At 60.7% G+C, this 23,371-nt stretch carries 22 protein-coding genes and 2 pseudogenes; 9 read left to right on the forward strand and 15 right to left on the reverse strand.

The features are described 5' to 3' along the window. Nucleotides 1–73 precede the first annotated feature (73 nt). Both RNA01_RS24150 and RNA01_RS24155 read right to left on the reverse strand, forming a co-directional pair. The gene (locus RNA01_RS24150) at nt 74–271 is read right to left on the reverse strand and encodes a hypothetical protein (protein ID WP_235916777.1); all 198 of its coding nucleotides are present in this window, start codon (nt 269–271) and stop codon (nt 74–76) included. Nucleotides 272–317: 46 nt separating this feature from the next. Further along, nucleotides 318–806, reverse strand: a pseudogene (locus tag RNA01_RS24155) (DUF4158 domain-containing protein). 57 nt (nt 807–863) lie between these two features. Between RNA01_RS24155 and RNA01_RS19340 the strand changes: the two are divergent. Beyond that, nucleotides 864–1,445, forward strand: a complete 582-nt coding sequence (locus RNA01_RS19340; protein ID WP_035218831.1) for a recombinase family protein — start codon at nt 864–866, stop codon at nt 1,443–1,445. Nucleotides 1,446–1,543: 98 nt separating this feature from the next. On the opposite strand, the gene RNA01_RS19345 is transcribed toward RNA01_RS19340, so the two are convergent. The 5 genes from RNA01_RS19345 to RNA01_RS19365 all read right to left on the reverse strand — a co-directional run bounded on the left by RNA01_RS19345 (nt 1,544) and on the right by RNA01_RS19365 (nt 5,814). Next, a complete protein-coding gene (locus tag RNA01_RS19345) occupies nt 1,544–2,737 on the reverse strand; it encodes a 4-hydroxyphenylacetate 3-hydroxylase family protein (RefSeq protein ID WP_147181808.1) in 1,194 nt (397 codons plus the stop codon). Then, nucleotides 2,713–2,850, reverse strand: coding sequence for a conjugal transfer protein TraH (locus RNA01_RS24480; protein WP_210245781.1), 138 nt, complete (start codon nt 2,848–2,850; stop codon nt 2,713–2,715). The genes RNA01_RS19345 and RNA01_RS24480 overlap by 25 nt, the downstream gene beginning before the upstream one ends. Beyond that, nucleotides 2,835–3,788 carry a DMT family transporter gene (locus RNA01_RS19355; protein WP_147181809.1) on the reverse strand — a complete coding sequence of 318 codons (954 nt, stop codon included), beginning with the start codon at nt 3,786–3,788 and terminating at the stop codon, nt 2,835–2,837. Before RNA01_RS19355 ends, RNA01_RS24480 begins: the two co-directional genes overlap by 16 nt. A 69-nt stretch (nt 3,789–3,857) precedes the next feature. Further along, the gene (locus RNA01_RS19360) at nt 3,858–4,142 is read right to left on the reverse strand and encodes a DUF1330 domain-containing protein (protein WP_147181810.1); all 285 of its coding nucleotides are present in this window, start codon (nt 4,140–4,142) and stop codon (nt 3,858–3,860) included. 316 nt (nt 4,143–4,458) lie between these two features. Further along, nucleotides 4,459–5,814 carry an IS1380-like element ISKpn23 family transposase gene (locus tag RNA01_RS19365; RefSeq protein ID WP_003168745.1) on the reverse strand — a complete coding sequence of 452 codons (1,356 nt, stop codon included), beginning with the start codon at nt 5,812–5,814 and terminating at the stop codon, nt 4,459–4,461. 402 nt (nt 5,815–6,216) lie between these two features. Between RNA01_RS19365 and RNA01_RS19375 the strand changes: the two genes are divergently transcribed. From RNA01_RS19375 to RNA01_RS24490, 5 genes and pseudogenes are all read left to right on the forward strand, one after another. Continuing rightward, the gene (locus tag RNA01_RS19375; protein WP_147181812.1) at nt 6,217–7,236 is read left to right on the forward strand and encodes a TRAP transporter substrate-binding protein; all 1,020 of its coding nucleotides are present in this window, start codon (nt 6,217–6,219) and stop codon (nt 7,234–7,236) included. A 78-nt stretch (nt 7,237–7,314) separates the two neighbouring features. Next, nucleotides 7,315–9,174 carry a TRAP transporter large permease gene (locus tag RNA01_RS19380; protein WP_170253553.1) on the forward strand — a complete coding sequence of 620 codons (1,860 nt, stop codon included), beginning with the start codon at nt 7,315–7,317 and terminating at the stop codon, nt 9,172–9,174. 123 nt (nt 9,175–9,297) lie between these two features. Then, nucleotides 9,298–9,552 carry an FAD-dependent monooxygenase gene (locus tag RNA01_RS24485; RefSeq protein WP_170253555.1) on the forward strand — a complete coding sequence of 85 codons (255 nt, stop codon included), beginning with the start codon at nt 9,298–9,300 and terminating at the stop codon, nt 9,550–9,552. Then, nucleotides 9,482–10,093: pseudogene (locus RNA01_RS19390) on the forward strand (FadR/GntR family transcriptional regulator); the annotation flags it as partial. The gene RNA01_RS24485 and the pseudogene RNA01_RS19390, both read left to right, overlap by 71 nt. Nucleotide 10,094: 1 nt before the next feature. Then, nucleotides 10,095–10,436 (forward strand): hypothetical protein, encoded by a 342-nt coding sequence (locus tag RNA01_RS24490; RefSeq protein ID WP_284727935.1) that lies wholly within the window; start codon nt 10,095–10,097, stop codon nt 10,434–10,436. Here the strand turns inward: RNA01_RS24490 and RNA01_RS19400 are convergent. Together RNA01_RS19400 and RNA01_RS19405 are read right to left on the reverse strand one after the other, a co-directional pair. Beyond that, on the reverse strand, nt 10,397–11,437 hold the full coding sequence (locus RNA01_RS19400) for a zinc-dependent alcohol dehydrogenase (protein WP_235916779.1): 1,041 nt from the start codon (nt 11,435–11,437) through the stop codon (nt 10,397–10,399). The genes RNA01_RS24490 and RNA01_RS19400 overlap by 40 nt on opposite strands. A gap of 175 nt (nt 11,438–11,612) precedes the next feature. Beyond that, on the reverse strand, nt 11,613–14,588 hold the full coding sequence (locus RNA01_RS19405; RefSeq protein WP_147181815.1) for a Tn3 family transposase: 2,976 nt from the start codon (nt 14,586–14,588) through the stop codon (nt 11,613–11,615). Nucleotides 14,589–14,789: 201 nt separating this feature from the next. Here RNA01_RS19405 and RNA01_RS24165 point away from each other — a divergent pair, with 201 nt between their 5' ends. Together RNA01_RS24165 and RNA01_RS19415 are read left to right on the forward strand one after the other, a co-directional pair. Further along, the gene (locus RNA01_RS24165) at nt 14,790–15,209 is read left to right on the forward strand and encodes an alpha/beta fold hydrolase (protein ID WP_235916781.1); all 420 of its coding nucleotides are present in this window, start codon (nt 14,790–14,792) and stop codon (nt 15,207–15,209) included. Beyond that, nucleotides 15,203–15,979 carry a flavin reductase family protein gene (locus RNA01_RS19415; RefSeq protein WP_235916783.1) on the forward strand — a complete coding sequence of 259 codons (777 nt, stop codon included), beginning with the start codon at nt 15,203–15,205 and terminating at the stop codon, nt 15,977–15,979. The genes RNA01_RS24165 and RNA01_RS19415 overlap by 7 nt, the downstream gene beginning before the upstream one ends. 162 nt (nt 15,980–16,141) lie before the next feature. On the opposite strand, the gene RNA01_RS19420 is transcribed toward RNA01_RS19415, so the two are convergent. The 5 genes from RNA01_RS19420 to RNA01_RS19440 are packed head-to-tail and all read right to left on the reverse strand — an operon-like array spanning nt 16,142 to nt 21,517. After that, the gene (locus RNA01_RS19420) at nt 16,142–16,990 is read right to left on the reverse strand and encodes an HTD2 family dehydratase (protein WP_147181817.1); all 849 of its coding nucleotides are present in this window, start codon (nt 16,988–16,990) and stop codon (nt 16,142–16,144) included. Continuing rightward, nucleotides 16,983–18,104 carry a CaiB/BaiF CoA transferase family protein gene (locus tag RNA01_RS19425; RefSeq protein WP_147181818.1) on the reverse strand — a complete coding sequence of 374 codons (1,122 nt, stop codon included), beginning with the start codon at nt 18,102–18,104 and terminating at the stop codon, nt 16,983–16,985. The genes RNA01_RS19420 and RNA01_RS19425 overlap by 8 nt, the downstream gene beginning before the upstream one ends. 11 nt (nt 18,105–18,115) lie before the next feature. Continuing rightward, a complete protein-coding gene (locus tag RNA01_RS19430) occupies nt 18,116–19,288 on the reverse strand; it encodes an acyl-CoA dehydrogenase family protein (RefSeq protein WP_147181819.1) in 1,173 nt (390 codons plus the stop codon). A gap of 34 nt (nt 19,289–19,322) precedes the next feature. Then, entirely contained in the window at nt 19,323–20,141 is an 819-nt protein-coding gene (locus RNA01_RS19435; RefSeq protein WP_147181820.1) for an HpcH/HpaI aldolase/citrate lyase family protein, read from the reverse strand. Beyond that, nucleotides 20,141–21,517, reverse strand: a complete 1,377-nt coding sequence (locus tag RNA01_RS19440; protein WP_147181821.1) for an MmgE/PrpD family protein — start codon at nt 21,515–21,517, stop codon at nt 20,141–20,143. The genes RNA01_RS19435 and RNA01_RS19440 overlap by 1 nt, the downstream gene beginning before the upstream one ends. On the opposite strand from RNA01_RS19440, the gene RNA01_RS19445 reads away from it, so the two are divergent. Beyond that, a complete protein-coding gene (locus tag RNA01_RS19445) occupies nt 21,516–22,604 on the forward strand; it encodes a LysR family transcriptional regulator (RefSeq protein WP_210245782.1) in 1,089 nt (362 codons plus the stop codon). The genes RNA01_RS19440 and RNA01_RS19445 overlap by 2 nt on opposite strands. Nucleotides 22,605–22,610: 6 nt before the next feature. On the opposite strand, the gene RNA01_RS19450 is transcribed toward RNA01_RS19445, so the two are convergent. Continuing rightward, nucleotides 22,611–23,360 carry a DUF6118 family protein gene (locus RNA01_RS19450; protein ID WP_147181822.1) on the reverse strand — a complete coding sequence of 250 codons (750 nt, stop codon included), beginning with the start codon at nt 23,358–23,360 and terminating at the stop codon, nt 22,611–22,613. Nucleotides 23,361–23,371: the final 11 nt, after the last annotated feature.

The raw sequence follows: 23,371 nt of genomic DNA on the forward strand, positions 1-23,371 counted from the left end.
CGAAGGTTTCGGCATCCGCATCAGCGCCATCGAAATTTGCTGATATTGAGTCTATGGCTTTTGGCATCGTTCTCTATGTCAGCGTCCCCTCACGCGGATCGAGAAGCTTGTCCAGATCGAGCTTTTGGCCTTCTGAGATCCCGCCGGCCAAGGCCCGATGAGCAATACGAATGCCGCACCTGATCGCCACATTAATGATGGCTTCGAGCGCCGGCCGCGCTGGTAAGAGAATTCTCCTGCGTCGCAGTTCTTCCACCACCATATCCGCCAATACATCGGCCTGGCGCGGGGGTTTGCGCGGCAGGTGTCAGCCAGCCTCAGCCTGTGAGTGCCCGCACGTTCGAAGGCACAAACGGACGCATCTTCATTCTGTCGAAAAGCAGGGCCAGATGCTCGCGCCGCGTCTGCGGGCGCTTGAAATAACGATCGATCTCATGGTGATCGACGCCGATCTGCCGCGCCAGAAATCGTAAGACGCCAGCCGGCAGGACCTCGCCATCCGCAAGCGGTCAGCCCGGATATCGTAGCGTGGCCAGAACACAGGCGAGGCCCAGCCTATTCGAGGCCTTGTTCTGTCGCATGATCAGGTCGAGATCCGATCGATCCAGCGTGTAATGTTTGGCGATCTCCCTTTCGTCATCCGGGATGATCGTCGCCTGTTGCCACCATGCCTCGCTCAGTAGTGCTCTTCGCGCCATTCTCTGATCTTCCCGTTTCGTTGCGGAGAGTGCAGCGAACCGGAAAATGCGTGTCCGACAAACGAACGTTTCGCGGCATCCACAGTTCTTGTCCGCAAACCTTGTCATGAAACGGCAAATCGGACAATGTCCGTATTCAACGGAAAAACGGACAAACCACGTCTCATGACCGCTATCGGCTATGCAAGGGTCTCCACCGGCGACCAGGACACCGCCCTGCAACTCGACGCTTTGCGCAAAGCAGGTTGTGAAAGGCTGTTCGAGGATAAGGCATCCGGCATGAAGACTGACCGACTCGGATTGGCGGAGGCGATCCGCTACGTTCGCGACGGCGACACGCTCACAGTCTGGAAGCTCGACCGCCTCGGCCGGTCGATGAAGCACCTCATCGAGATCATCACCGAACTGGAGGCCAAAGGCGTCGGCTTCCGATCCATCACCGAAAACATCGACACCACGACATCCGGCGGTCGCCTGGTCTTCCACCTGTTCGGCGCGCTGGCACAGTTCGAGCGCGATCTGATCCGGGAACGAACACGTGCCGGTCTGCAAGCCGCAGAGGAACGCGGCCGACGCGGTGGCCGACAAGTCGTCGTAACCCCGGACAAACTTGCCAAAGCCCGCCAGCATCTGGCGGCCGGTTTGAACGTCCGGGAAGCCGCGGCCCGCGTGAAAATCGGGAAAACCGCCCTCTACGAAGCTCTCAAGGCCGAAAAAGCAACGACATCCACGGTCAAACCAACCTGAGTTCCGGATACGTTCTTAAAAGTCGGACAGATTCGCCACCTTCGTGTCGTGACGCCGGCTTGGCATGTTTGGCATGTGGTTTCCTCTTATAATCCGGACTATTCGGCGGCCCGCACGGCTAAGTTCTCGGCCGCCGGTTGCGGATCCCCGGCCAGCGCCAGCGCGGCATCGACGAGACGTGTCATATCGCGGTCATCCACCGACAGGTAATTGCCCGCCATCGTGCGAACTGGATCGCCGGCGTAATAGCGCTCGTACTGAAGAGCGCGCGTGCCGAACGCCTCGCCTGCCAAGTCCCAGGCCAACTTGAAGAGCCTGACACGATCGACCGATGACATGCCTGCCCCTTGGTAGTACCGGCTCATGTCTTCCTTCAGTTCGGGCACTGTGAAGTCGCGCCCCGTCGGCATCATCATGAATCCGCCAGCCGCGATGGTCTGGATCGTCTCGATGACTTTCGGGTAGGCCTTGGGCAGGAACGTGCGCAGGGTCTGCAACGGCGCCAGCGACGTGCGCACGGTTCCGACTGCGGTCTTCTCGAATTCGACTTCGGAGCGAACAAGACCGCTCTTCAGTATCTCGACCGAGTTGAGGCACTCGCCGAGCATCTGCTGGACGTGCAGGAACTGGTCGGCCTTGATCGCGCGCGCAATCTGGATGGCGACACCGACAGCAAACTGCATCTTGATCAGCGCGCGGGTGTTGGTCTGGTGCGCGGTATGGTTGCGAAGCGCCGTGTCCGGATAGATCGAGTTAGACAGTTGCACATCCCGGTAGCAGAAGACGCGGTCCCACGGCACCAGGACGTTGTCGAAGATCAGCAGGGAGTCGTTCTCCTCGAAGCGGCTCGACAACGGATGGTCGAAGCTGGTCCGGTCGCCGCTGAGGGCGTACGGCTCGCGGCAGATCTGACGCAGGCCCTTGATACCGGTCGGGACCGCGAACATCAGCGCGTGGTCCTCGTCGCCGGGTTTGAGGCCGGGCAACGAGAACATCAGCATCTCGTCGGAGACCGGGCCCAGCGTAGCAATCATGCGGGCGCCGCTGACATAGATGCCCTCGTCGGTTTCCTTGACCACCCGCATATGCAGGTGTGCCTGCTCGGACGACTGTTTCGAACGGTCGTTCTGCGGGGTAATTAGCGCATGGCTAAGGAAGAGGTCGTTGTCGCGAACATATTTGTAGTATTTCTCGATATTGTCCGCATAGCGCTGTCCGCCGCGGGCGAGCACGTCGCGCGCTTCCCACAGGGCAAGGAGCGTCACGTTCAGGAAGTCCGGCGACCGGCCCATGAGGCCAAAGCCCACATCGCCCCGCCCGAATAGTAGCCCGCCGACTGGCCCTGATAGGCCGACGGCCCGGTCACATTGGCCTGCGCGCCCATTTCGGTCATGAAACTTTGCATCTCGCTTTCGACGCCGGCCAGGGCGGGAACCGGCGCCGCCAGCACAAGCGAAGCGGTAAGCACGGCAGCGACCGCGCGGCGCGAGACTTTATAAGGGACCCACCGAATATAGCAGTTTCCTTGGGAATCTCTGAGAATATTAGCCATCCAAGTGTCAAAGCACCCACGATTTGAAAATAGTCAAGCGGCGCTAGAACCGACACTTGTGTAGTGTGCAGCGACTCAGTCATTGTGATTTGCATTATTCCGGCCGCGACACCTGCACCAGCGAGAATGGCCAACGTCTCTGCGTCATGCTGCCTTCCGACGTAAAAGAGCAAGATGCCGCCTATTATTGCTGAGGACGCAAAGAACCAGAACACGATCGCCGCGACATGCTCGGTGTGCCGCAGTTGCCGAACCGTGGTGACGACACCGGCTGTGCCGAGGGCGCCAAGCAGAGCGATCGCAACTCCCTGGAGAGGAGCAGCATGAGCATCGGGCCCAACGGGCAGCATGATGATCGCGATGCCTGCCAGGCCCAGCATAACCGCCAGCCAGCGATGGCTTCCGGCCCGCTCACGGAGAATGAGCGATGAGAGGATTGTCGCAAACATCGGCGCGGTAAAGCCAATCGTAGTGGCAGTGGCCAACGGCAGCACGATGAGCGCTTGGAAGGCACAAAGTATCGAGGCGATACCCAGCGCGCATCGGCCGAGGTGCGCCCAAGGTCTACGCGTGCGGAGAGCGCTGATCCCCCTGCTTTTGAGCGCCCAGAACAGCACGACCGGTAATGCGAAGATCGCCCGGTAGAATAGCATCTCGCCGGCCACCACACCGTGTTCCGAGGCCTGCTTGAGCAGCGCCGCCATCAGTGAGTAGCTACCAACCGAGATCAGCCGGAAGGCAATGCCGCGCGGAACACTCTGGCGCTTGGGTTCGAAGGGGCTAGCTGACACTGAGTGAGCCCGCGATTTTGTCGCCCAACCCCTTCGCCCAAACGTCTTCGCCTGATACCAGTGTCGGGATCAAGTTCCCTCGACAATCATGACACGCCAATCGCCGCCTTTGAGACGATGGACGGTAGCCTCCTGATACAGCGGGCTATCGTACCATGCCCTGGCCTCTTCGGCCGATGGAAACTCGAGCACAACCACCGCCTCACTCGGCTCCCCCTCGAGTACGAGGGGTTTGCCGCCGGCAAGCTTGGTCGCTCCGCGCCCCTCAAGGGTGGCACCGACCAACGGTCCATAAAGCGCAAGCTCAGCCGCATCGGTTGTCTGCCTTCGGTCGAAGATGATATACGCACTCATATCGTTTCCTTTCAAAAATCTGCACTGCACTTCGCTCTAAGGATGTGCTTCTGGACTTTGCCCGAAGCGGTTTTCGGCATTCTATCGGGTATAAACATACATTCCCCAAGTGGCATGCCGTCTGACGTGAGTTTCGCCTGAATCCGACCGCAGGACAATCATTTTCCGTCCCGAGCGGCGTCGTCGGGCGCGCAAGGCGCTGAGACAGGGCAGATCGGCCCGCGAAGCCGCCGTGTTGTGCCCTGGTGGCGGTGTTTTTCAGCGCAGCGGACAGACCCATCCTGCCGTTTTCGTTCAGTTTGGGCGTGGATGGCGGTCATGCGCATAGCGGAGGCGCTCGCAATCGGCGGATGGCGGCGAGGATGGCGCGGACCATCGGACCGGTGACGGCCACCTCGGCCAGCTGGAAGGTGATGGCGCGGGCATGGCGGACGACACGTGCCCCGATCTTGATCAGCTTCAGTTGCAGGCTGGTCAACGACCAGTCGGCCATCGTCTCGGGCAACTCGATGCAGCGCAAGAAGATGGCCAGGTTGTAGGCCAGCGCATGCAGTTGCAGTCGCACCTCATTGTCGCGGAACTTCCGGCATGACAGCCGCGTCCAGTGGAAGGCATATTTACCTTCCTTGATGTGCTGCTCGGCGGTGCCGCGCTGGTTATAGAACCGCACCACCCAGTCGGGCTCCATCGGCAGGTTGGTGACGATGAAGCCGACACGCGGGAACAGTTCGCCCGGATGCCATTCGATCTTGGCGATCACCCGGCGTTCCTTGTCCCAGGATGCCGCCTGATACTCGAAGTCTTCGTAGAAGCGCTTGACCTTGGTCAGCGAAGGTCGCCCGACAGGGCGCGTCAGCCGATGCGCGATCTTCTCGCGCAGGACGTTGTTCGCAGGCAGCCGGATGGCGTAGAAGAATCGGGCTTCTTCCAGCCGCTCATAGATCGCGGGGATCGCGTAGGCGGCGTCAGCCCGGAAGAACCGGCCGCAAAGGTCGCGCTCCGCGTAGCGGGCGATGACGGGGTCGAGAACGTCCCGCCAGCCATCGGCGCTGTGGACGTTGCCATGGCGCAAGGCGCAGCGCTCCAGCATGCCGAACTGGTTGAACAAAAAGTTCGGGTGATAGCAGGTGCAGTCGAAATGCCCGTTCCAGGCCGCGCCCTCCTGATCGCCATGGGTGGGGCTGACCGAACTGTCCATGTCCAGAACGATGTACTTCAGCCCGTTACGGTCATGGAACCGGTCGATCCATTGGCCATTCAGGTCGGCCAGCGCGGCACGGTTCTCGGGCTGTGCCAGTGTCTCGGTCTCGAACCGTCCCATCTGCGAGGCCGAGGCCGCTTGCGCATCGACAGCCCTTCCACCCACGACCTGGCGCATCACCGGATCGAGGGCCAGGCGGTCGGCGTCGTTCACATCCTCGTATCCGGCCAGTCGCCCGAACACCGATTGCCGGAACAACCCGTCAAGCCGGTGGACCGTGTTCTTGCCGCGCCGGGTGTCGCGCAATGCTTTTGCCGCCAGATCGGACAGCCCGAGCGCGTCATCCAGCTCGCGCATCACCAGCAGGCCGCCGTCGGAACTGAGCTGCGCACCTCGGAACTCCACATGCACCCGGCGGTCGAACTCGACCCGATCTGCCCGCTTCGAACCCGCACCCTCTGGGTGATCCATCAAACGCGCCCCTCACGGCCATCAACACCATGATTTATATCGGAAATATTGAGATCCTGACAGCAAAATCAGCGATTTACTTGGGGAATGTGGGTATAAGCGCGATCGCCCTACCTGTCCGGTCGAGAAGGCGCGTCGTCGGGGCCATCAACATCGTCTTCTTCCGCCGCGCTCTATCGCCCGAGGAGGCTGCGCGCAAATATCTGGACCCGCTCAGGGACTGCGTCCGCCGTGCGGAGCAGGCGCTCGCCGAAAGGTTGGCGGGTTAGGCGCAGGCCCTCTTAAAAATGTTCACTCTGCAAACAAAAGCCAGATCAAAATTGCCCGCGATAGCCTTTCCGGCGAAGGATGCCGCTTTAAGGGGGCCGTCCCTCGGCCTCGTCAACAGGGAGGAATCGCTCGATGAATATTCTCGCCAGTGTGTCACGTCGCACCTTTGTCGGGCTCGGCCTTGCGTCGATGATGACGCTCGGCACTTCGGCCGCTTGGTCGCAAGAAGCTACGACGTTGAAGTTCGCGACATTTGTCGGCCCGACATCATTCCTGAACGTCCAGATCTTCGAGCCGTGGTTCAAACAGATCGAGGCGGAGTCCGGAGGCTCGCTAAAGATCGAGTTCCTGTCGGGCGGCTCCGCCGCCAAGCCCCAGGAAATCATCGACTCGGTGCGCGCCGGCATCGTGGACATCGGCTGGAGCATCACCGCATACAATCCGGGCCGCTTCAACGCCGCCGGCGTTTCCGAGCTCCCACTTCTGATCGACGGCCCCGTCCAGGGCTCGGCCGGAATGGCGTCGCTCTACGAACAAGGTCTTCTCGACGGCTTCGACGGCGTTAAGGTCCTCGGGGTCGGTACCGCGGATGTCGCGCGTCTCCACCACACTGGCGATATCGGTGGTCTCGCCGGCTTCAAAGGTGCCAAGGTGCGCGCCGCCGGCGCCGTTTTGTCGGACATGATCAGCCGCATCGGGGCCACGCCGGTCGGCATGCCCATTCCCACCGTTGCTGAAAGTCTTGCTAAGGGCGTCCTCGATGGGGCGGCGTCCGACTGGTTCGCGCTCGACGGCTTCCGGCTGATCGATGTAACCAAGACCCACATCGATCTTCCGCTGGGTGCGGCAGGGATTTACCTTATCATGAACAAGGCCAAATACGATACGCTGCCGGATGCCGCCAAGGCCGCACTCGATAAGTACTCCGTGCGCGATTTCTCCGAGTTCTGGAGCGAACGGCTCGAGGCTGAGAGCAACCGCGTCCGCGAACTGGTCTCGACGACCGAGGGACATAGCATCATCACGCCAAACGCGGAGGAAACCGCAACTTGGGAAGCGGCGGCCAACGAGGTGATCGCCGCGTGGTCGAGTTCGACCGCCAACGGCGAGGCGATCCTCGACAGCTTCCGCAAGGGCGCCGTCTCGCAATAGCATCCGGGTCGAACATCCATGGCGGGGGCAAGGCTCCTGCCATTTTTTCGCATTCTCCTGCCAGTGGGCGAACCAGCCATGATTGTGTCGATTTCCAGGCTCGCCGGTTACGTGGCAGGCAGCGCCCTGCTCCTCACCGCGCTCATCATCACCATTGACGTCATCCTGCGATGGGCGATCGCCGCGCCGATTCGCGGCCTTTTCGAATTGTCGGAACTCGCCTTCGCCTGCATCATCACGCTTGCATTCGCCTTTGCGAACTACCGCCGCGCGCATGTTTCGATGGGCTTGTTCGGCGGCATGACCGGCCGGACAAACGGTCTCAACTTCGTCGCCAGCATCCTGACGGCGCTGGTATTTGCCCTGTTCACCTACGTCCTGTTCGATCACGCGGCTTCCAAGGTGGAGTTCGGTGAGCGCACAGTCGTCCTCGGCCTCGGGCTTGGCCCGTTCTGGTATGCGGCCGCGGCGATGACGAGCTTGGGACTGATCGTCCAGGTCGCGGTGACCGCGGAGGATTTCACAGCCCTGATGCGCGACCGAACCGCCCTCATTCGCGAACTGGCGGCGCCCCTGCTGACGCTCGCCGTCGCGATTGCAGCCGCGGCGCTGCTGGTGTTCTACCACGCCGAGATGAGCCCCTTGACGAAGGTCCTTCTCGGCTTCGCCATGCTCTACCTGCTAGCGCTGGCGCATGTACCGATCGGCATCGCCATGGCGCTCAGCGGGCTCGCCGGCTGCTATGCGATCCTTGGCGGCAACGCGATGCTGCTGGTCGGCGGCAACAACCTGACCAGCGCGCTTGCAAGCGCCGACCTCGCCTCCGTGCCGCTCTTCCTGCTAATGGGCAACCTGGCGATCACCGCCGGTTTTGCCGACGATATCTTCGCCGCGGCGACCTCGCTGTTTGCGCGCCTGCGCGGCGGTCACGCGATCGCCACCGTCATGGGATGCGCCGGCTTCGGCGCCATCAGCGGCTCGTCGGTCGCCACGACTGCCACGCTCGGCGGCGTCGCTTATCGCGAAATGACGGCCCGCAACTACGCCCCCAGCTTTGCGACCGGCAGCATCGCCGCCGGCGGCACGCTTGGCGCGCTGATCCCGCCTTCGGTCATCCTGATCATCTACTGCGTCATCGCCGAGCAGTCGGTCTCCGAAGCCTTCATGGCGGCGCTGATCCCCGGTCTTCTGGCGACGCTGCTCTATGTCGTAGCGATCCTCGTCTATGTTCGTATCCGTCCCGACGTGGCGCCGCTGATCGACGATGGCCGCGAAGTCTCTCCGGTGCGGGCCATCCTCACCGCGTGGCGGCCAATCCTGCTGTTCCTGTGCGTCATTGGCGGCCTTTATGGTGGTCTGTTCAATGCCCAGGAAGCCGCCGCTGCCGGAACCGGTTTTGCCTTCGTCTTCTGGCTGGTCTCCGGCCGGGCGTCGGTCGCCGGCCTGCTGGAGTCGATCCGCGATGCGGTCGGCACGAGCGCGGTGCTCTACATCATCATCATCGGCGCAAACATCTTCGGCGCCTATCTCAACTTCGCCGGCGTCACCAATGCCGTGCTGTCGGTGATCGAGCCGGGCGTCACCCCCGCTTGGCTCATCCTGCTGATCCTGGTGATCATGTACCTCATCCTCGGCAGCGTGTTCGATACAGTCGCGGCCATAGTCGTTACCGTGCCTTTCGTCATCCCGATCATCGTCGCGCTGGACTACGACCTGATCTGGTGGGGCGTCGTTACCCTTACCCTTGTCGAAATCGGCATGATCACGCCCCCGGTCGGCATGAACGTCTTCGTCATGAAGAGCCAGGTTGGCGACGAGGTATCGATCACGACCATCTTCAAGGGCGTGGTGCCGTTTCTGATGGCGGACGGCGTCAGGCTGTTTCTCCTGATATCATTCCCGATCATCACGCTCTGGCTGCCGGCGGCGCTGCGATAGTCTTGGCCGGCAACATGGGAAGCGACCATGGCTGACGCCCCGATTACGATCTCATCATTGTCAGCGCCGGCCCGGTTGGCATGACGATCAACAATCTGGTCGCGCCTCACGGACTAAGGAATCTTGATAATCGAGCAACTCGGCGAGCTGATCGATTATCCGCGCGGGGTCGGCATGGACGACGAGTGCCCGCGCGTCTTCCAGGCGATTGGGTTGGCTGACAGGATCGTGCGTCACACCACCCCGCACCAGTGGATGGATTTCCACACTGCCCGCGGCGGCGATTTCACATTAACGCGAATTCGCCGACCGCATGAATGTCGGTCGTGCACAGGTGCGCGAGGCGATGAGCACGCTGGAATCCATGCGTTATCTTGAGCGCAGGCGGGGGTCAGGCGTCTTCTTGTGCAAGGAAACGGATGCGACGTCGCTTGATGCGCTGGTGCTCTTTGCCGGCATGGGGTTGCCGATCGAAAACTCCGTCAACGAGCAGTGTATCGAGGTTCGGCGGATGATCGAGGTGCAGGCGATCCGAATGGCCTGCGAGCGACGGACCGAAAAGGATCTGGCTCGGCTCGAGGATGTGCTTGCGCTCTATCGCGACGACGACGCTTTTGCCGCGGAAGCATCCGGCTATGACTTCGCCTTTCATCTGGCGATCATCAAGGCGACCCAGAACGAGATCCTCGTGCGCGTCATTCACCCGTTCTATCTGATGTCGCACAAGCGTCGCGAGGTGTTCTTCGCCGATCGTGCGCGGCGTGCGGCCTCGCATGCGCAGCATATCGAAATCGTTGAGGCGATCCGGCTGAGGGACGTCGATCTGGCCGAGAAGCGTCTTGCTTCCCACATCGGTCGCGTCGAAACATATTACAAGATGGCTCCCAACGCCGTCCCGGCAAGCCACAAGGTCGGGTAAGGTGGATCCAGCTGCTCTGCTGACCCTGCTGCAAGGCGGCGGCGGGGAAAAAGGATATGCTGGCCTTCCAGGATCGCCGTGGCGCCAGTATCCGGCCGAGCACAATGTTGGAAACCTGTACTCCGCCGAAGCGCCGCTTGCCGACTTCTACCGTGAACTCGACCTGACGAACAGTTTCAACGCGGGTATCGGAAAGATGTCCAAGTTCAAGTTCTATGGCTGCGGCTGCGGCGCGACCGGACATTCGGAGAGCCGCGGCTTCCACGACAAAGGCCGGCACATCGCGCCGGCCTTTGTCATTTTTCAGCCGTCTACGGATATCTGGATCTTCAGCGTATCCTGATTGCCCATGAAGTCTTCGATGGCCTTCTGGACATCGTCGAGCGGGCGAATGACGGAGGTGAAGAATTCGGTCTTGATGCGACCGTATTTCAACAGGGTCAGAGCGTTGTGGAAGTCGTCGCCCGAACTGGCGACCGTGCCTTTCATCGCCACTTCCTTCATGACGAACATCAGCGGGGATAGCGACGATCGAGCCTCGGCGCTCGAGACGCCGAAGGCGGCAACCCGGCCGCCGGGCCGAATCAGGTCGAATGCCTGTTCGTAGAGTTTGGCGCTGCCGACGCTCTCGATCACCACGTCTGCTCCCCGGCCGTCGGTGTACTGCTTTACGACGGCTGCAACCTGCGCCGGGTCCGAAACGGTGACATCAGCACCGGCTTTCTTTGCTGCCGCCAGACGATTTTCGTTGAGATCGACCGCAATAATCGGTGCGGCCCCGACCAGACGTGCCATCTGGATATGCAGATTGCCGATCGGACCGGCTCCCAGGACCACGACGCTTTGCCCGGCGCGGACATCGTTGCGCTCGAACAAGCGAACGCAGCAGGAGAGTGGTTCGGTCAAGGCCGCAATCTCGAACGGCATGTCGTTGGGGATCGGAATGATCAGTCGCTCGGGGACGAGCACATATTCGGCGAAGGCGCCATTGCGGTGAATGCCGATCTGCTTGATTTCGGAGCAGAGCACAACCTCGTTCTTGCGGCAGTAATAGCAATGCCCGCAGCCGACATTGATGTCGGCGACGATAGGCGTCCCGACCGCAACCATATCGACGTCAGAGCCGACGGCGGCCACGACGCCGGAAAACTCGTGTCCCGGAATGAGTGGGATGCTCTCTGCCGCGAAGTGCCCGCGGAAAATGTGGATATCGGTGCCGCAAACGCCGGCGCGCTTCACTTTGACCAATACGTCGCGCGGCCCGCATTTCGGCAGCGGTACCTGCTTGACCTCGAAGCGGCCGGGCTCGACCAGAACCGCGGCCTTCATTGTGTCGGGCAACATATTTTTTCTCCTCCTGAATTGCGAGCTCACTCCATCAGCTCCAAAGTGGCAATATCAATAAGGTTGATCGATCTGGCATGTCAATTGATTAACTTCCGGTCAGCGCTTTGGGGTTTAGAGGGGTCAGAACAAGAGCAGTGCGAAATCGTACCCTAAGGTCGAACAAAGTGAGAACTCATGCAGCTCGCCGTAGCCAAGCCGGGAGCCTCAGCGACCGGAAACCTTCCGGCAGATGCTGTTCGCTATCCCAGGTGTAGGTGCCTGTAAGATTGATGTGCTCCCAGCTCAGCGGCGAGATGTGCCTGAGCAGATGATCAGGGATCTCGCGACCCACGTCGCGTAAGTGGGTGACGGCCCGTTCGATATAGACCGTGTTCCAGTGTACGATCGCGCTGATGACGAGGTTGAGGCCGGAGGCGCGGAAGGCCTGGCTTTCGAAAGATCGGTCCCGGATCTCTCCGCGCTCGTGGAAGAAGACGGCGCGCTTCAGCTTATGCGCCGCCTCACCCTTGTTGAGGCCGGCCTGGCAGCGGCGGCGCAGCGCTGGGCTCGAATACCATTCGATCATGAATAGCGATCGCTCGATCCGGCCAAGTTCCCGTAGCGCCTTTGCGAGCTGGCTTTCCTTCGGGGATGCTGACAGCTTCTTGAGGATCGTGGATGGCACCACGGCGCGCGTCGTAATCGACGCTGCCAGATGGAGCAGATCGTCCCAATGGTCGAGAATCAGGGTAGCGTTGATCGGAGCGCCAATGTGATTAGACAGCGCCGGGTATATATCGCCTTTCTCGAAGGTGTGGAACTTCCGATCCTTGAGGTTGCGCAATCGCGGCGCAAAGCGCTTACCGATCAAGGCGAACAGCCCGAAGACGTGATCGCTCGCACCGCCGGTGTCGGTAAAGTGTTCCTGGATATCGAGGATCGTGTCCTGATCGAACAGCCCATCGAGCACATAGGCTGCCTCGCTTTCGGTCGGGCTGATCGGCAGGATGCTGAAGTAGCCGTACTGATCTGACAGATGGCTGTAGAATTTCGAACCCGGCTCGCTGCCGCAGTGCAGATTGACGTCGCCGCGCTTGGCGGCTCGGTCGCTCGCGCGGAAGAATTGGCCGTCAGATAATGACGTCGTCCCATTGCCCCAAACTCGGGCATGCGGGTGACGAGTATGGGTATCGGTGATACATGCTTGCGCCGCGCGATAGGTCTCCGACCGGGCGTGGAATGTGCGCATCCAGCCGATCTGATGCGCGCTGATTCCTTTGGATGCGCTGGCCATTCGCTTCGGGCCGAGATTGGTTGCATCCGCCAGCACGCCGGCCAGCATGGCCGAGACGTCCCTCGGAGAATCACCCGTGCGGACATGCGTGAAGTGATCGGCGAAGCCAGTCCAATCGTGCACTTCCCTCAAGAGGTCCGGCACCTCAACCATCGGATACATATCGCTGATCTCGGCATTCAGTTCTTCGGCAGCCGCCGGAACCTCGCCGGCGGTCGGCGTGACGATTAAGGTACCAGCTTCAAGACGAATACCTTCGAGCTTCCCTGTCCGCGCCCTGTGCGCAAGGCGCTTCAGGTTGAAGTCGAGCATCTGACGCGCTTCGGCAAGCCAAGCCACCCCATCACCATGGACACCCAGTCCAAGGCGACCCTCATCCTTCATGGTGGTGAATGTTGCCCGCGGCATTAGATGCTCGTCGATCGGCCGGAAGGATCGGCTGCCATCGACCCAAATGTCTGCAGATCGAAGCCGGTCTCGCAAGGCCGCGAGGGTGGCGATCTCGTAAAGTCGGCGATCAGGTCTCCCCTCTCCGAAGATGAGCCTCCGATCAGCTTGGCTGAGGTGGGTGACCGGGACGCGATCCGGAAGGGCCCGCCGCTTCTCGGCATGGAGCCGTTTCAGCAGCGAAATTGCCGCAAGAAGCGGATCGTGTCGCCGCGCCGACTGGAACGTGAACGCCTGCAGAAAAGCACCGACATACTTGTTGACGGTTGCATATTGCTCAGCCGCCAACACCAAGGGTGACGCCTCGTTGCCTTCGACCATCGACTCGAGTTCAGGCTTCATGCGGAGCAGCCGATGCCAGCCGACTTTCTGGTCGAGAACCTCCAAAGCATTCCTTCCATAGTCGTTGGCGGACTGCAGGGCTGTGATCGTGTCGAGGAACATGCGCAGCGCCTTCGCGGTATCCGGCCTGCAATCCATCTGCCGCTGCTTCTTGCGGTTGTTGGCCTGCGAGAACAGTCGACCCATCAGCTTGATGAACATTGACACAGCATCGTCGGTGAGCTTCTGGCCAAGCTTGATGACCTGCGCCACGATCAAAGCGTGCCGGCGACTCGCATTGAAGTCGTTCGCCAGCCATGCCGGCGTGGCATTGCCCTCACGGATCATCTGGTCCCAACGTCCAGAAGATATGCGCATCTGCAGTTTCGGATCGATTTCCAGCGTGCGCAGGAAGGCAATCCGTTCGGTCAGCCCGACCAGGTTCGACGCGCCCGGTGCTTCCGGTGCCGAGCGCAGCCAATGAAAGCGCGTTTGGCCGATCGACTGATCAACCTCCAAAAGCCTGTCCAATGATTGGAGTGTATCGAGCGAAATGTCTTCGATCAGAGTTCTCTCCGCCCGACGGCGGGCTATAGCACGGCCGGCAAGGCCGATGCGTTCGATTGTGTCGATTGCCGGCAGAAGAGATCCACGTTCACGCAATGTGGTGACAATGGAACTGGCTATCGCAGGACCGTCGTCGGACATCGCCGCCGTCTGAATTGCAGCCAATAGCGCGGCTCGACGATCCTGCGCCGTCGCGCTTCTCGTATCCAGGTACACCATGAGGCGCGCCGTGTGATCACGACGGGTTTCTTCACGCCGTGCATAAAGCGCAAATGCTTCTGGGTCGGCGCCGACTTGGTCAGCAACATATCGAAGCATGGCGCGGGGCGGGATCTCTTCCGCTCTCAGCACTCGGCCAGGGTATCGCATCAGGCATAACTGAACGGCAAAACCAAGCCGATTATGCACACGCCTTCGCAGCTCAATCTCCAGACGACCCGCCGGTGACAACGAATAGTGCCGGATCAGGCTATTCTCGTCGGCTGGTATATCGAAAACCTTCTGTCGATCATGAACCTTGAGAAGCTTCCGTTTTGCCATCGCCCGACTCCCCACGACCAATCTGCCGGGAGCGTTGTCGAGTCGGACGGACGAAGAAACCAAAACTGGTGCTTGACGACGCCAATCCACAGAGATCAGAGACCCGCATCCGAGATCCGACATAGTTCATGTTCCGTTCGACCTTAGGGTACGATTTCGCACTGCTCTTGTTCTGACCCCTATTCGCGTGGCGCATCCGCGTTGGAGATTTCGGCCTCTCACGAAGGCGTCGAGCGCTACATGAAGAACGCACAGGACAGCGCCCCGGCGCTGGCGTTCGTGGAACTGAAAGAGCGCTGGGGCGATCATATTCCCGGCAACCCCGCCGATCTTTGGGAATGGTGCATTCGCCATGGTGAGACAACCCGCGCGCTTGGCCCCTATTCGCTCGAACTGTTCGCTTCCGACCTGAGAGAGCTTTTGGACCGGCTCGAAATTGATCGGTGCCATCTAGCAGGCCATTCGCTCGGTGGCATGATCGCGCAGCGCTTCGCGCTCGATCATCCGTCGCGCCTCGACAGGCTGGTGATCCTGAGTGCTGCTGCCGGACGAACCACAGAGGAAGGGGCTTCACCGCCAATTCCTTTACATCGGTTTCACTCGATCCTCCGCTGGTGCTAGTCTGTCTTGGCAAGGAATCCTCAAACGCAGGGGCTTTCGAGGCCGCGCAACATTTCGCTGTCAATATTCTGGCCGAGACCCAGCGGGATGTTTCAGCCGTATTTGCCACTCGTGGCATCAACCGGTTCGGCAGCATAAACTGGCGCCGGGGCGACCTTGGCGACCCCATTCTGGAGGGAAGCACTGCCTGGTTCGAATGCCGCATGCACGATCGAATCGATGCGGGCGATCACATCATCCTCGTCGGAAACGTCCAATCATACGATCATTCGACAGCGAGTCCGTTGGGATATTGCCGCGGAACCTACGTTTCCTTCCAGCTTGAACAAGACATCGTCGCCGGGCGAAATCGGAAGACGCGAGTCGGCGCCATCCTTGAGGCACAGGGACGCATTCTCTTTCTCGCCAGTAAAAGTGGAATGCTTGCTCTACCGACCAACAGGGCGCTCGGCGCGGGATCGGAGCCTGGTACCCTTCGCGGCGACCTTGCTGCACTCGGTGTTAGCTATGATCTGGACTTCCTCTATTCCGTCTATGAGGAGAACGACACCGATACACTGAACGTGTTTTATAGAGGAACGGCGGCTGCGGTTCCTTCAGTGGGAGGCGTCATAGGCTATACACCGGAAGAGATTCCCCTAGACCGGCTAGAAGGCAATGCACTGCGAAAACTCATGTGCAGATATATCAACGAACGTCTTCACGCTCGTTTCTCCGTCTATGCCGGCGATGCAACAGTCGGGCGTTTCAAGATTGTCGTAGATTCATGAATAACCAACAGTTCACGTCGACCGCTCGGCCTATGAGTACGATCGGCATGCTGGTGACACCGCTCTAACTCTGCCAATAATCGCGCTGAGCTTGTGGCGTAATTAAGAGCACGGTGACGGATCAGATGATGACTATAAGCTTGCAGGTGCTCTTGGGACATTTCACGCTGCAAAGATTGCGGTGGCATTCATTGTGGTGGTTCCGTTGTGATCGGCGCACCAGAGTTCAACGGCCTCATCCTTGATGATGGCGTTGAGCGTGAATTCGGGGCCATCGAATAGCGGCGAAAGGCCTCTGTAGGAAAACTTCTTGGGGGACCGCCCGCCTTTCAAGCGCGAGGCGAAATTGACGAGCATCGTCGCCTGCAAGGGGCCGTGGACGACGAGGCCGGGGTAACCCTCGATATCGCGTGCATAGTCGCGATCATAATGGATGCGATGTCCGTTGAAGGTCAGCGCCGAATAGCGGAAGAGCAGCGTCGTCGTCGCCTGGACTGTCTCGCAATGATCAGCTTGGCGTGTTTGGACCGGCGTGGCGGGTTTGCCGCCTGCGGTCGCCTGCGCCCCACGATAGACGATGTCCTGTCTTTCACTGATTGCCAATGAATTGTTCGTCAATATCTGGTGTTCGACAGTGACGAAGACGAGATGGCCGGTGCGGCCGATTTTTTCGGCGACATCGGCAATACGGGACATGCGGGTGACGGTATCGCCGGCAATGATCGGCTGATGGAACTCAAGTGCTCCCCCGGCCCACATGCGGCGCGGAAGCGGGACGGGCGGCAGGAATCCGCCCCGGGCTGGATGCCCGTCCGATCCGATCTCGGCGGGAGGCACGGCAGGAGGGGCAAGGCACCAGTGAATTGCCAGCGGCAAGGCATCGGGCGTGGCACAGGCAGTGTCGCCAAGCATTGCCCGCAGCCGCTCCACCAATCCGGGCGTCACCACGTCGCTTTTCTGTTCTGTCCTGCCGATCCATTCGCGTAGATGCTCGATATCCACCTCAACCATCCGCATTCTCTGCAAACTCTTGCTTTACCTTTTCGGTATGGGCTCCCAGAGGCGGCACCGGGCCGCCCTTTATCTCGCGGCGCACTGGCGAAGCGACACCATTGAACACCCCACCCGGCGTTTCGAGTGCGATGCGGCGCAGGGCCGGATGGCCAGACAGGTCGGCAACCGTGGAGACGTTTGACCAGGCGAGTGTATTTTCCTCGAGGAGTGCGATGGCCTGTGCGCGCGTCATCTCGCCAAAAATCGAGCCAAGAATTTCGCCAAGGGTTTCACGGTTTTCGACCCGGCTTGGATTGTTGGCAAAACGGTGATCATCGATCAAGTCCGTCCGTTTCAGCACGCCGGTGCAGAAGCGCCGCCATTCGCCTGGATTCTGGATCACGATGACGACCTGGCCGTCGCTGCATGACACGCTGCCATAAGGATAAATGGAGGCGTGAGCGAGCCCGGTTCGCGGCGTTTGCTTGCCACCGTAGTCGTGATGCAGCAGCGGAACGCTCATCATGTCGGCCATGGCGTCGAACATGGCGATCTCTATCGCCTTGCCGCGACCTGTCTGCGCGCGCTCGATCAGCGCTTCCAGAATGGCGGCATGCGCATTCATGCCGGTGGAGACGTCGGCCAGCGACACGCCGACCTTGACCGGAGTGTCGCGTGTGCCGGTGACGGCGCAGACGCCGCTTTCCGCCTGGATCAGCATGTCGTAGGCGCGCATGTCTCTATAGGTCGAATCCTGCGGATAGCCGACAATATCCAGCGCAATGAGGCGCGGGTAGCGTGCCACGAGATCGGCAGCGCCAAGGTCGAGCCGCTGCGTGGCGCCCGGCGCGAGATTCTGGATGAAAACGTCCGCCTTCGCCACCATGCGCTCGAGCAGTGCCCGGTCATCCTTGTCCTTGATATCGAGGACGACGCTTTCCTTGCCTCGATTGAGCCAGGCGAAATAGGCGCTGGTGCCATGCACGGCTTGGTCGTAGTGGCGCGCCGTCTCTCCCTCGGCACGCTCGACCTTGATGACACGCGCCCCGGCATCGGCGAGGCGCAGCGTACAAGTTGGCGCGGCCACCGCCTGCTCGATGGAGACAACAAGCAAACCTTCCAATGGCAGCATAGATATCGTCCTCAATAAGAGCGGGGCATGCCAAGGACATGCTCGGCGACATAGCTCAGCACAAGGTTGGTCGAGATCGGCGCGACCTGATAGAGCCGGGTCTCGCGGAACTTACGTTCCACGTCGTATTCCTCGGCGAAGGCAAAGCCGCCATGGGTTTGCACACAGGCTTCCGCCGCCGCCCACGACGCTTCCGCCGCCAGCATCTTGGCCATATTGGCCTGCTCGCCGCAGTCCTGTCCGCTTTCAAACAGCGTGGCGGCCTGGTGAACCATCAGTTCGGCCGCGCGCATCTGCGCGTAAGCGCGGGCGATCGGGAACTGCACGCCCTGGTTCTGGCCTATCGGCCGGCCGAAGACGTTGCGCTCGCTGGCATAGGCCGATGCCTTCTCGATGAACCACTTGGCGTCGCCGATGCACTCGGCGGCGATCAGGATGCGTTCTGCATTCATGCCCGAAAGGATGTAGCGAAAGCCCTTGCCCTCTTCGCCAAGCAGGTTTTCAACGGGCACCTTCACATTGTCGAAGAAAACCTCGGTGGTGGAATGGTTCATCATCGTGCGGATCGGCTTGATGGTCATGCCGTCCTTGAGCGCCTCGCGCATGTCGACTACAAAGACCGACATGCCGTCGGTTCGCTTGGCGGCCTGCTCCTTCGGCGTGGTCCGTGCCAGCAAAAGCATAAGGTCGGAGTGTTCGGCGCGCGAGGTCCAGACCTTCTGCCCGTTGATGATATAGTGGTCACCCTCGCGCCGGGCGAATGTCTTGATCGACGTGGTGTCGGTCCCGCTGGTCGGTTCGGTCACGCCGAAGGCCTGTAACCGCAGTTTCCCAGCGGCGATGCCGGGCAGGTATTTTGCCTTCTGCTCGGTATTCCCGTGCCGCAGCAGCGCGCCCATAATGTACATCTGCGCGTGACAGGCCGCGCCGTTGGCGCCGGCGCGCTGGACCTCCTCCAGGATCGCCGCTGCCGCCGTCAGCGGCAGGCCCGAGCCGCCATATTCTTCAGGAATGAGCACCGACAGGTAGCCAGCATCCGAAAGCGCCTTCACGAATTCGCTCGGATAGGCGCTCTCGCGATCGAGCTTGCGCCAGTATTCCGGTGGGAATGTTTCGCACAATTTCCGCACGCTCTGCCTGATCTGAGCAATCTCGTCGCCTTGGGGGAGGTCCTTGATGGTCATTTGATATCCGTTTCTTATTGCTTGCTGGTGCTCGTCAGGCGAAGTGTCCGGCGGGCGACGCCGATCTTAGAACGCGGCGCGCCATCTCGATCACCGGGCGGTCCACCATGCGTCCATCCACGACAACGACACCGGATGAGGTGTCGGCGGCGGCAACGACGCGCCGAGCCTTTTCCAACTCGTCCTCAGTCGGCTGAAATGCCGTGGCGACGACAGAAACCTGCGCCGGATGAATGCAGAGCTTGCCGGTGAACCCCAGCCGCCGTGCTCGCGCGCTTTCGACACCGAGCGCGACCTTGTCGCTGATTGCGAGACTGACACCGTCTATTGGCGCTTCCAGGTCAGCGAGTCTGGACTGAAACACCAGCTGGGAGCGGTAAAAGAGCAATTCGTCGCCTTCGCCGTCGATACCCATATCGAGCTGGAAATCGACGGTGCCGAACACGAAGCGGCAAACGCCTTCTATTCTCGCCAATTCGGGAATATTGGCGAAGCCCCGCGCGGTCTCGATCAATGGCAGAAGAGGCACATGAGGATACCGTGCATTTAATGTTTCAAGGTCTCCGGCGTGCTCGGATTTGGGTAGGATCACGCCGGCGAGTCCCGGCTTCGAAATGGCTTGCATATCGGCCTCATGCCACGGCGTGCCGATTGCGTTGGGCCTGACGATGACCGGCCTCTCGTCGCTCAAGAACGCGGCGACAGCGGCACGGGCTCTGTCCTTAGCGTCGGGCGCGACCGCGTCCTCGAGATCGAGGATCACAACATCAGCGCCGGAAGACATGGCCTTTTCGAAACGTTCTGGACGATCACCCGGAACAAAAAGAAAGGTGGAGGCAGCACCCAGCCGCATCAGCCTTCCTTTCCGGTCAGCAGCCAGCCGACATGGTTGGCGGCCGTCAACGACCACAGGCGGGGTAGAAGGTGCTCCATCTCTGCTGTGTTTGCGCCATTACTGAAACGAGCGAGGCCTTTGACCTTGGTTTCGATTTCGGCGCGGCTCAGCGTGTTGCCGGGATCGCCTTTCGGCTCGTCCACCCGCGACTCGATCGTGCGCCCGTCCGTCGTCTGCACCCGCACCTTGCCGATCCATCGTGCCGGATAGGCAGTGTTGACTTCATCGTCGAGCACCATCTCCACCCGGTTGCGAAAGGCGACGACCTCCGGCTTGGCAAAGCCATCCTCGAATTCAACCATTCCGGCCTTGCCGTAAGAGGCGATGAGACCGAGGGTGGTGCCCATCGAGAACTTCGCCTGATGGACTGTGCTCGGATTGGTAACCGGTCCAAGGACATCGATTGCGCCCTGATGGACGAGCGTGGTCACGGCTGAGATATCCGAAATGCGCAGCTCGTTCTCCTGCATCGCGGTCAACAGAGCATCGGCGGCAGGATGGGTATGCCTGCAGGAGGCATGGAATTTGAACGATGTTTCCGCCAGTGCCCAACGCGAGCCAAGCCTGTCGGTCAGCCGCAGCGGATCGGCATCAGTCGACATGCCCTTGCCCATGCCTTGCAGACCTTCGAGGATTTGCTTGGCTCCCGTAAAACCTTCCTTCGCTAGATAGGCCGCAGTCAAACCGTTGGCGGCAGCCTTGGCGGTGTGAAGCGGTTTTGAATCAGCTGCATCTCGCAGAAATTCCCAAAGCCCCGCAGCCTGGGTGCCAGCTGAGCCGAATGCATCCAGCATGGCGGCGGGTGACAGGCCGAGCAGCCGCCCCACGGCGGCCGCGGCAGCGATCGTGCCTGCGGTGCCGGTCGTATGGAATATCTTGTAGTGTGATCTGCCGAGGAACTCGCCGACGCGGATGCCGACCTCGTAGCCTGCTGTCGCCGCCGTGATAAAATCGCGACCCGACGCACCAATTGCCTGCGCTACAGCCAGGGCTGCCGGGAATACCACCGCGGCAGGGTGAAACACCGAACCATTATGCACATCGTCCTGCTCGGCGAAATGCGAGGCGGCGCCATTGACCAGGGCTGCGAAAAACGGCGTCGTCGAGCTGCGGTCGATCAGGACCTCGCAGGGTCCCTGCGAGGGACCCATTGCGCGGGCAAAGCCTGCGACGAGTTCGACCGGACGTGCGCCCTTGCCCGCGAGGGCGGAACCGAACCAGTCGACAAAGAGGTCTTCGGCACGTGCCACGACCTCGTCGGGGATGTCGGCAAAGTTCAGCACCGCCGCAAAGGCGGCCAGTTCAGCGCTTGGGAAGGCTGTCTCTTTCGTCATGGCGCGTCAGTCCTGCATGCTCGTCGGTGATCGGGAGGTGATCCCTACACCCATGTCATTTGCCTTTCTGGACGAAGGCTGCAATTCGGTATTGCCAAAGGCAGCCTTTGCCTGCATCGAAACCATCAAGGGCAGACGCAGCGGCAGACCGGTCAGGAAGCAGATGTCAATTCCACACTATGATCTCGTCGATCTGCGGCTGTTCATCAACATTGCTGAGGCCGGCAACCTGACACGTGGGGCCAACAGGTCGAATCTGTCGCTCGGCTCAGTCAGCCTGCGGATCAAGAACCTCGAGGAGGCGCTTGGCACGCAGCTTCTACGCCGCCATAGCGCCGGCGTCGACCTGACCAGCGCCGGCAAAGTGCTGCTTGGCCATGCCCTGCGGGTGTATCAGCAACTTGAATGCTTGCATGGCGACCTTCAGGCATTTTCGCACGGGCTCAAGGGCAAGGTGCGGATTTTCGCCAACACGACGGCCATCACCGAGCTCCTGCCGGCAGCACTCGGTGCGTGGCTCGCCACACATCCGCAGGTCGATATCGACCTGGAGGAGAAGCTCAGTCCCGATATCGCGCGCGCGGTCGCGGATGGCAGCGTGGATATCGGCATACTGGCTGGAACCGTGCAAGCCGATGGATTGGAGATGATCCCCTATCAGCACGACAGGCTCGTGCTGGCGGTCCCATTCGGGCACGCTCTTTCAGAGGAAAATGAAATCGCCTTCGCGCAGGCCACAGGCCTCAATTTCGTCTCGCTCCATGCAGGAAGCGCCATTCATAGCTTCGCCGATCAGGTGGCGTCTGACATGGGCGTGAGTCTGAATGTGCGCATCCGTGTTTCCGGGTTCGAGGCCATGTGCCGGATGATAGAGGCGAATGTGGGTGTTGGTCTGCTCCCGGCATCAGTCGCGCTTCGCCTTCAGGCGAGCCACAAAATCAAGGCACTGCGCCTTAGCGACGAGTGGGCCGAGCGCGAGCTGAAAATATGCCTGCGCAATCTGCAGGGATTGCCAGCCTTTGCCCAGGAATTGGTGGAGTTCCTCGTTCAGGACCAAGTTGACTATATCTTTCGTTCCTCCTTGTAGCTTTTTCTACGGCGTCTTCGCTAACACTGTGATCGTGCAACGTTGATCATGCTTCGCCGTGGCCGCCGCCTCAGCACACGCCTTCAGCGCCGCCCGATTGGCCCGCACAAGGTCGCTGGCTGAAACCAGATTATTCCAGTCTCTGAGACTTCCCGATCTCATCAGCGAGATTCCGGCGTTCCAGCGGTCCTGACCTATGACGATCGCCGCAACATGACTGTCGACCGAAAAGGGCAGGAAGCGCGGCAACAGCAAAATCAGGAATATGCCGACGAACAGCCCGACAAGGCCGGCCATCCACATGCGGAAATCCTGACTTTTCCGGTCGTAGGCGCTTTTCGTGTGGGCGGCGAGGTTCCGGCCGGCGCGCTCGAGGTCGGACGCCTGCCGCTCGAGCTGCTGCGCGGCGGTGCGTATAAGGGCCTCGCCGCTGCGCTCGAGGACCGCCGCATAGTGCTGCGCGCCCTGCTTGAGAATGGGCGATTGCTCTACGCCGTGCATCCGCTCCGCAACATTGTCGAGCGCCTGCACGAGCTGGGCGAGCTGGGGCTTGTAGTCCTGCGCCGGCTCGATCCTTTCGAGCTGGTCGAAAGCAGCTTCCAGCCCGCGCCGCATCACGGTCATTTCCGCGCCGATCTGCGCGCCCTGCGTCTCGATCGTGCGCCGTAGCGCATCGAACGCGGCGGCCGGGTCGCCGGCGTCCTCGTCCAGTGCTTCCGGCTCGATTCCTTCCCTGTCGTCGTCCAGCTCCGCCATATTCTCCGTGC

Origin of the sequence: Paenirhizobium naphthalenivorans, assembly GCF_007992095.1 — a bacterium.
GTDB lineage: Bacteria > Pseudomonadota > Alphaproteobacteria > Rhizobiales > Rhizobiaceae > Allorhizobium > Allorhizobium naphthalenivorans.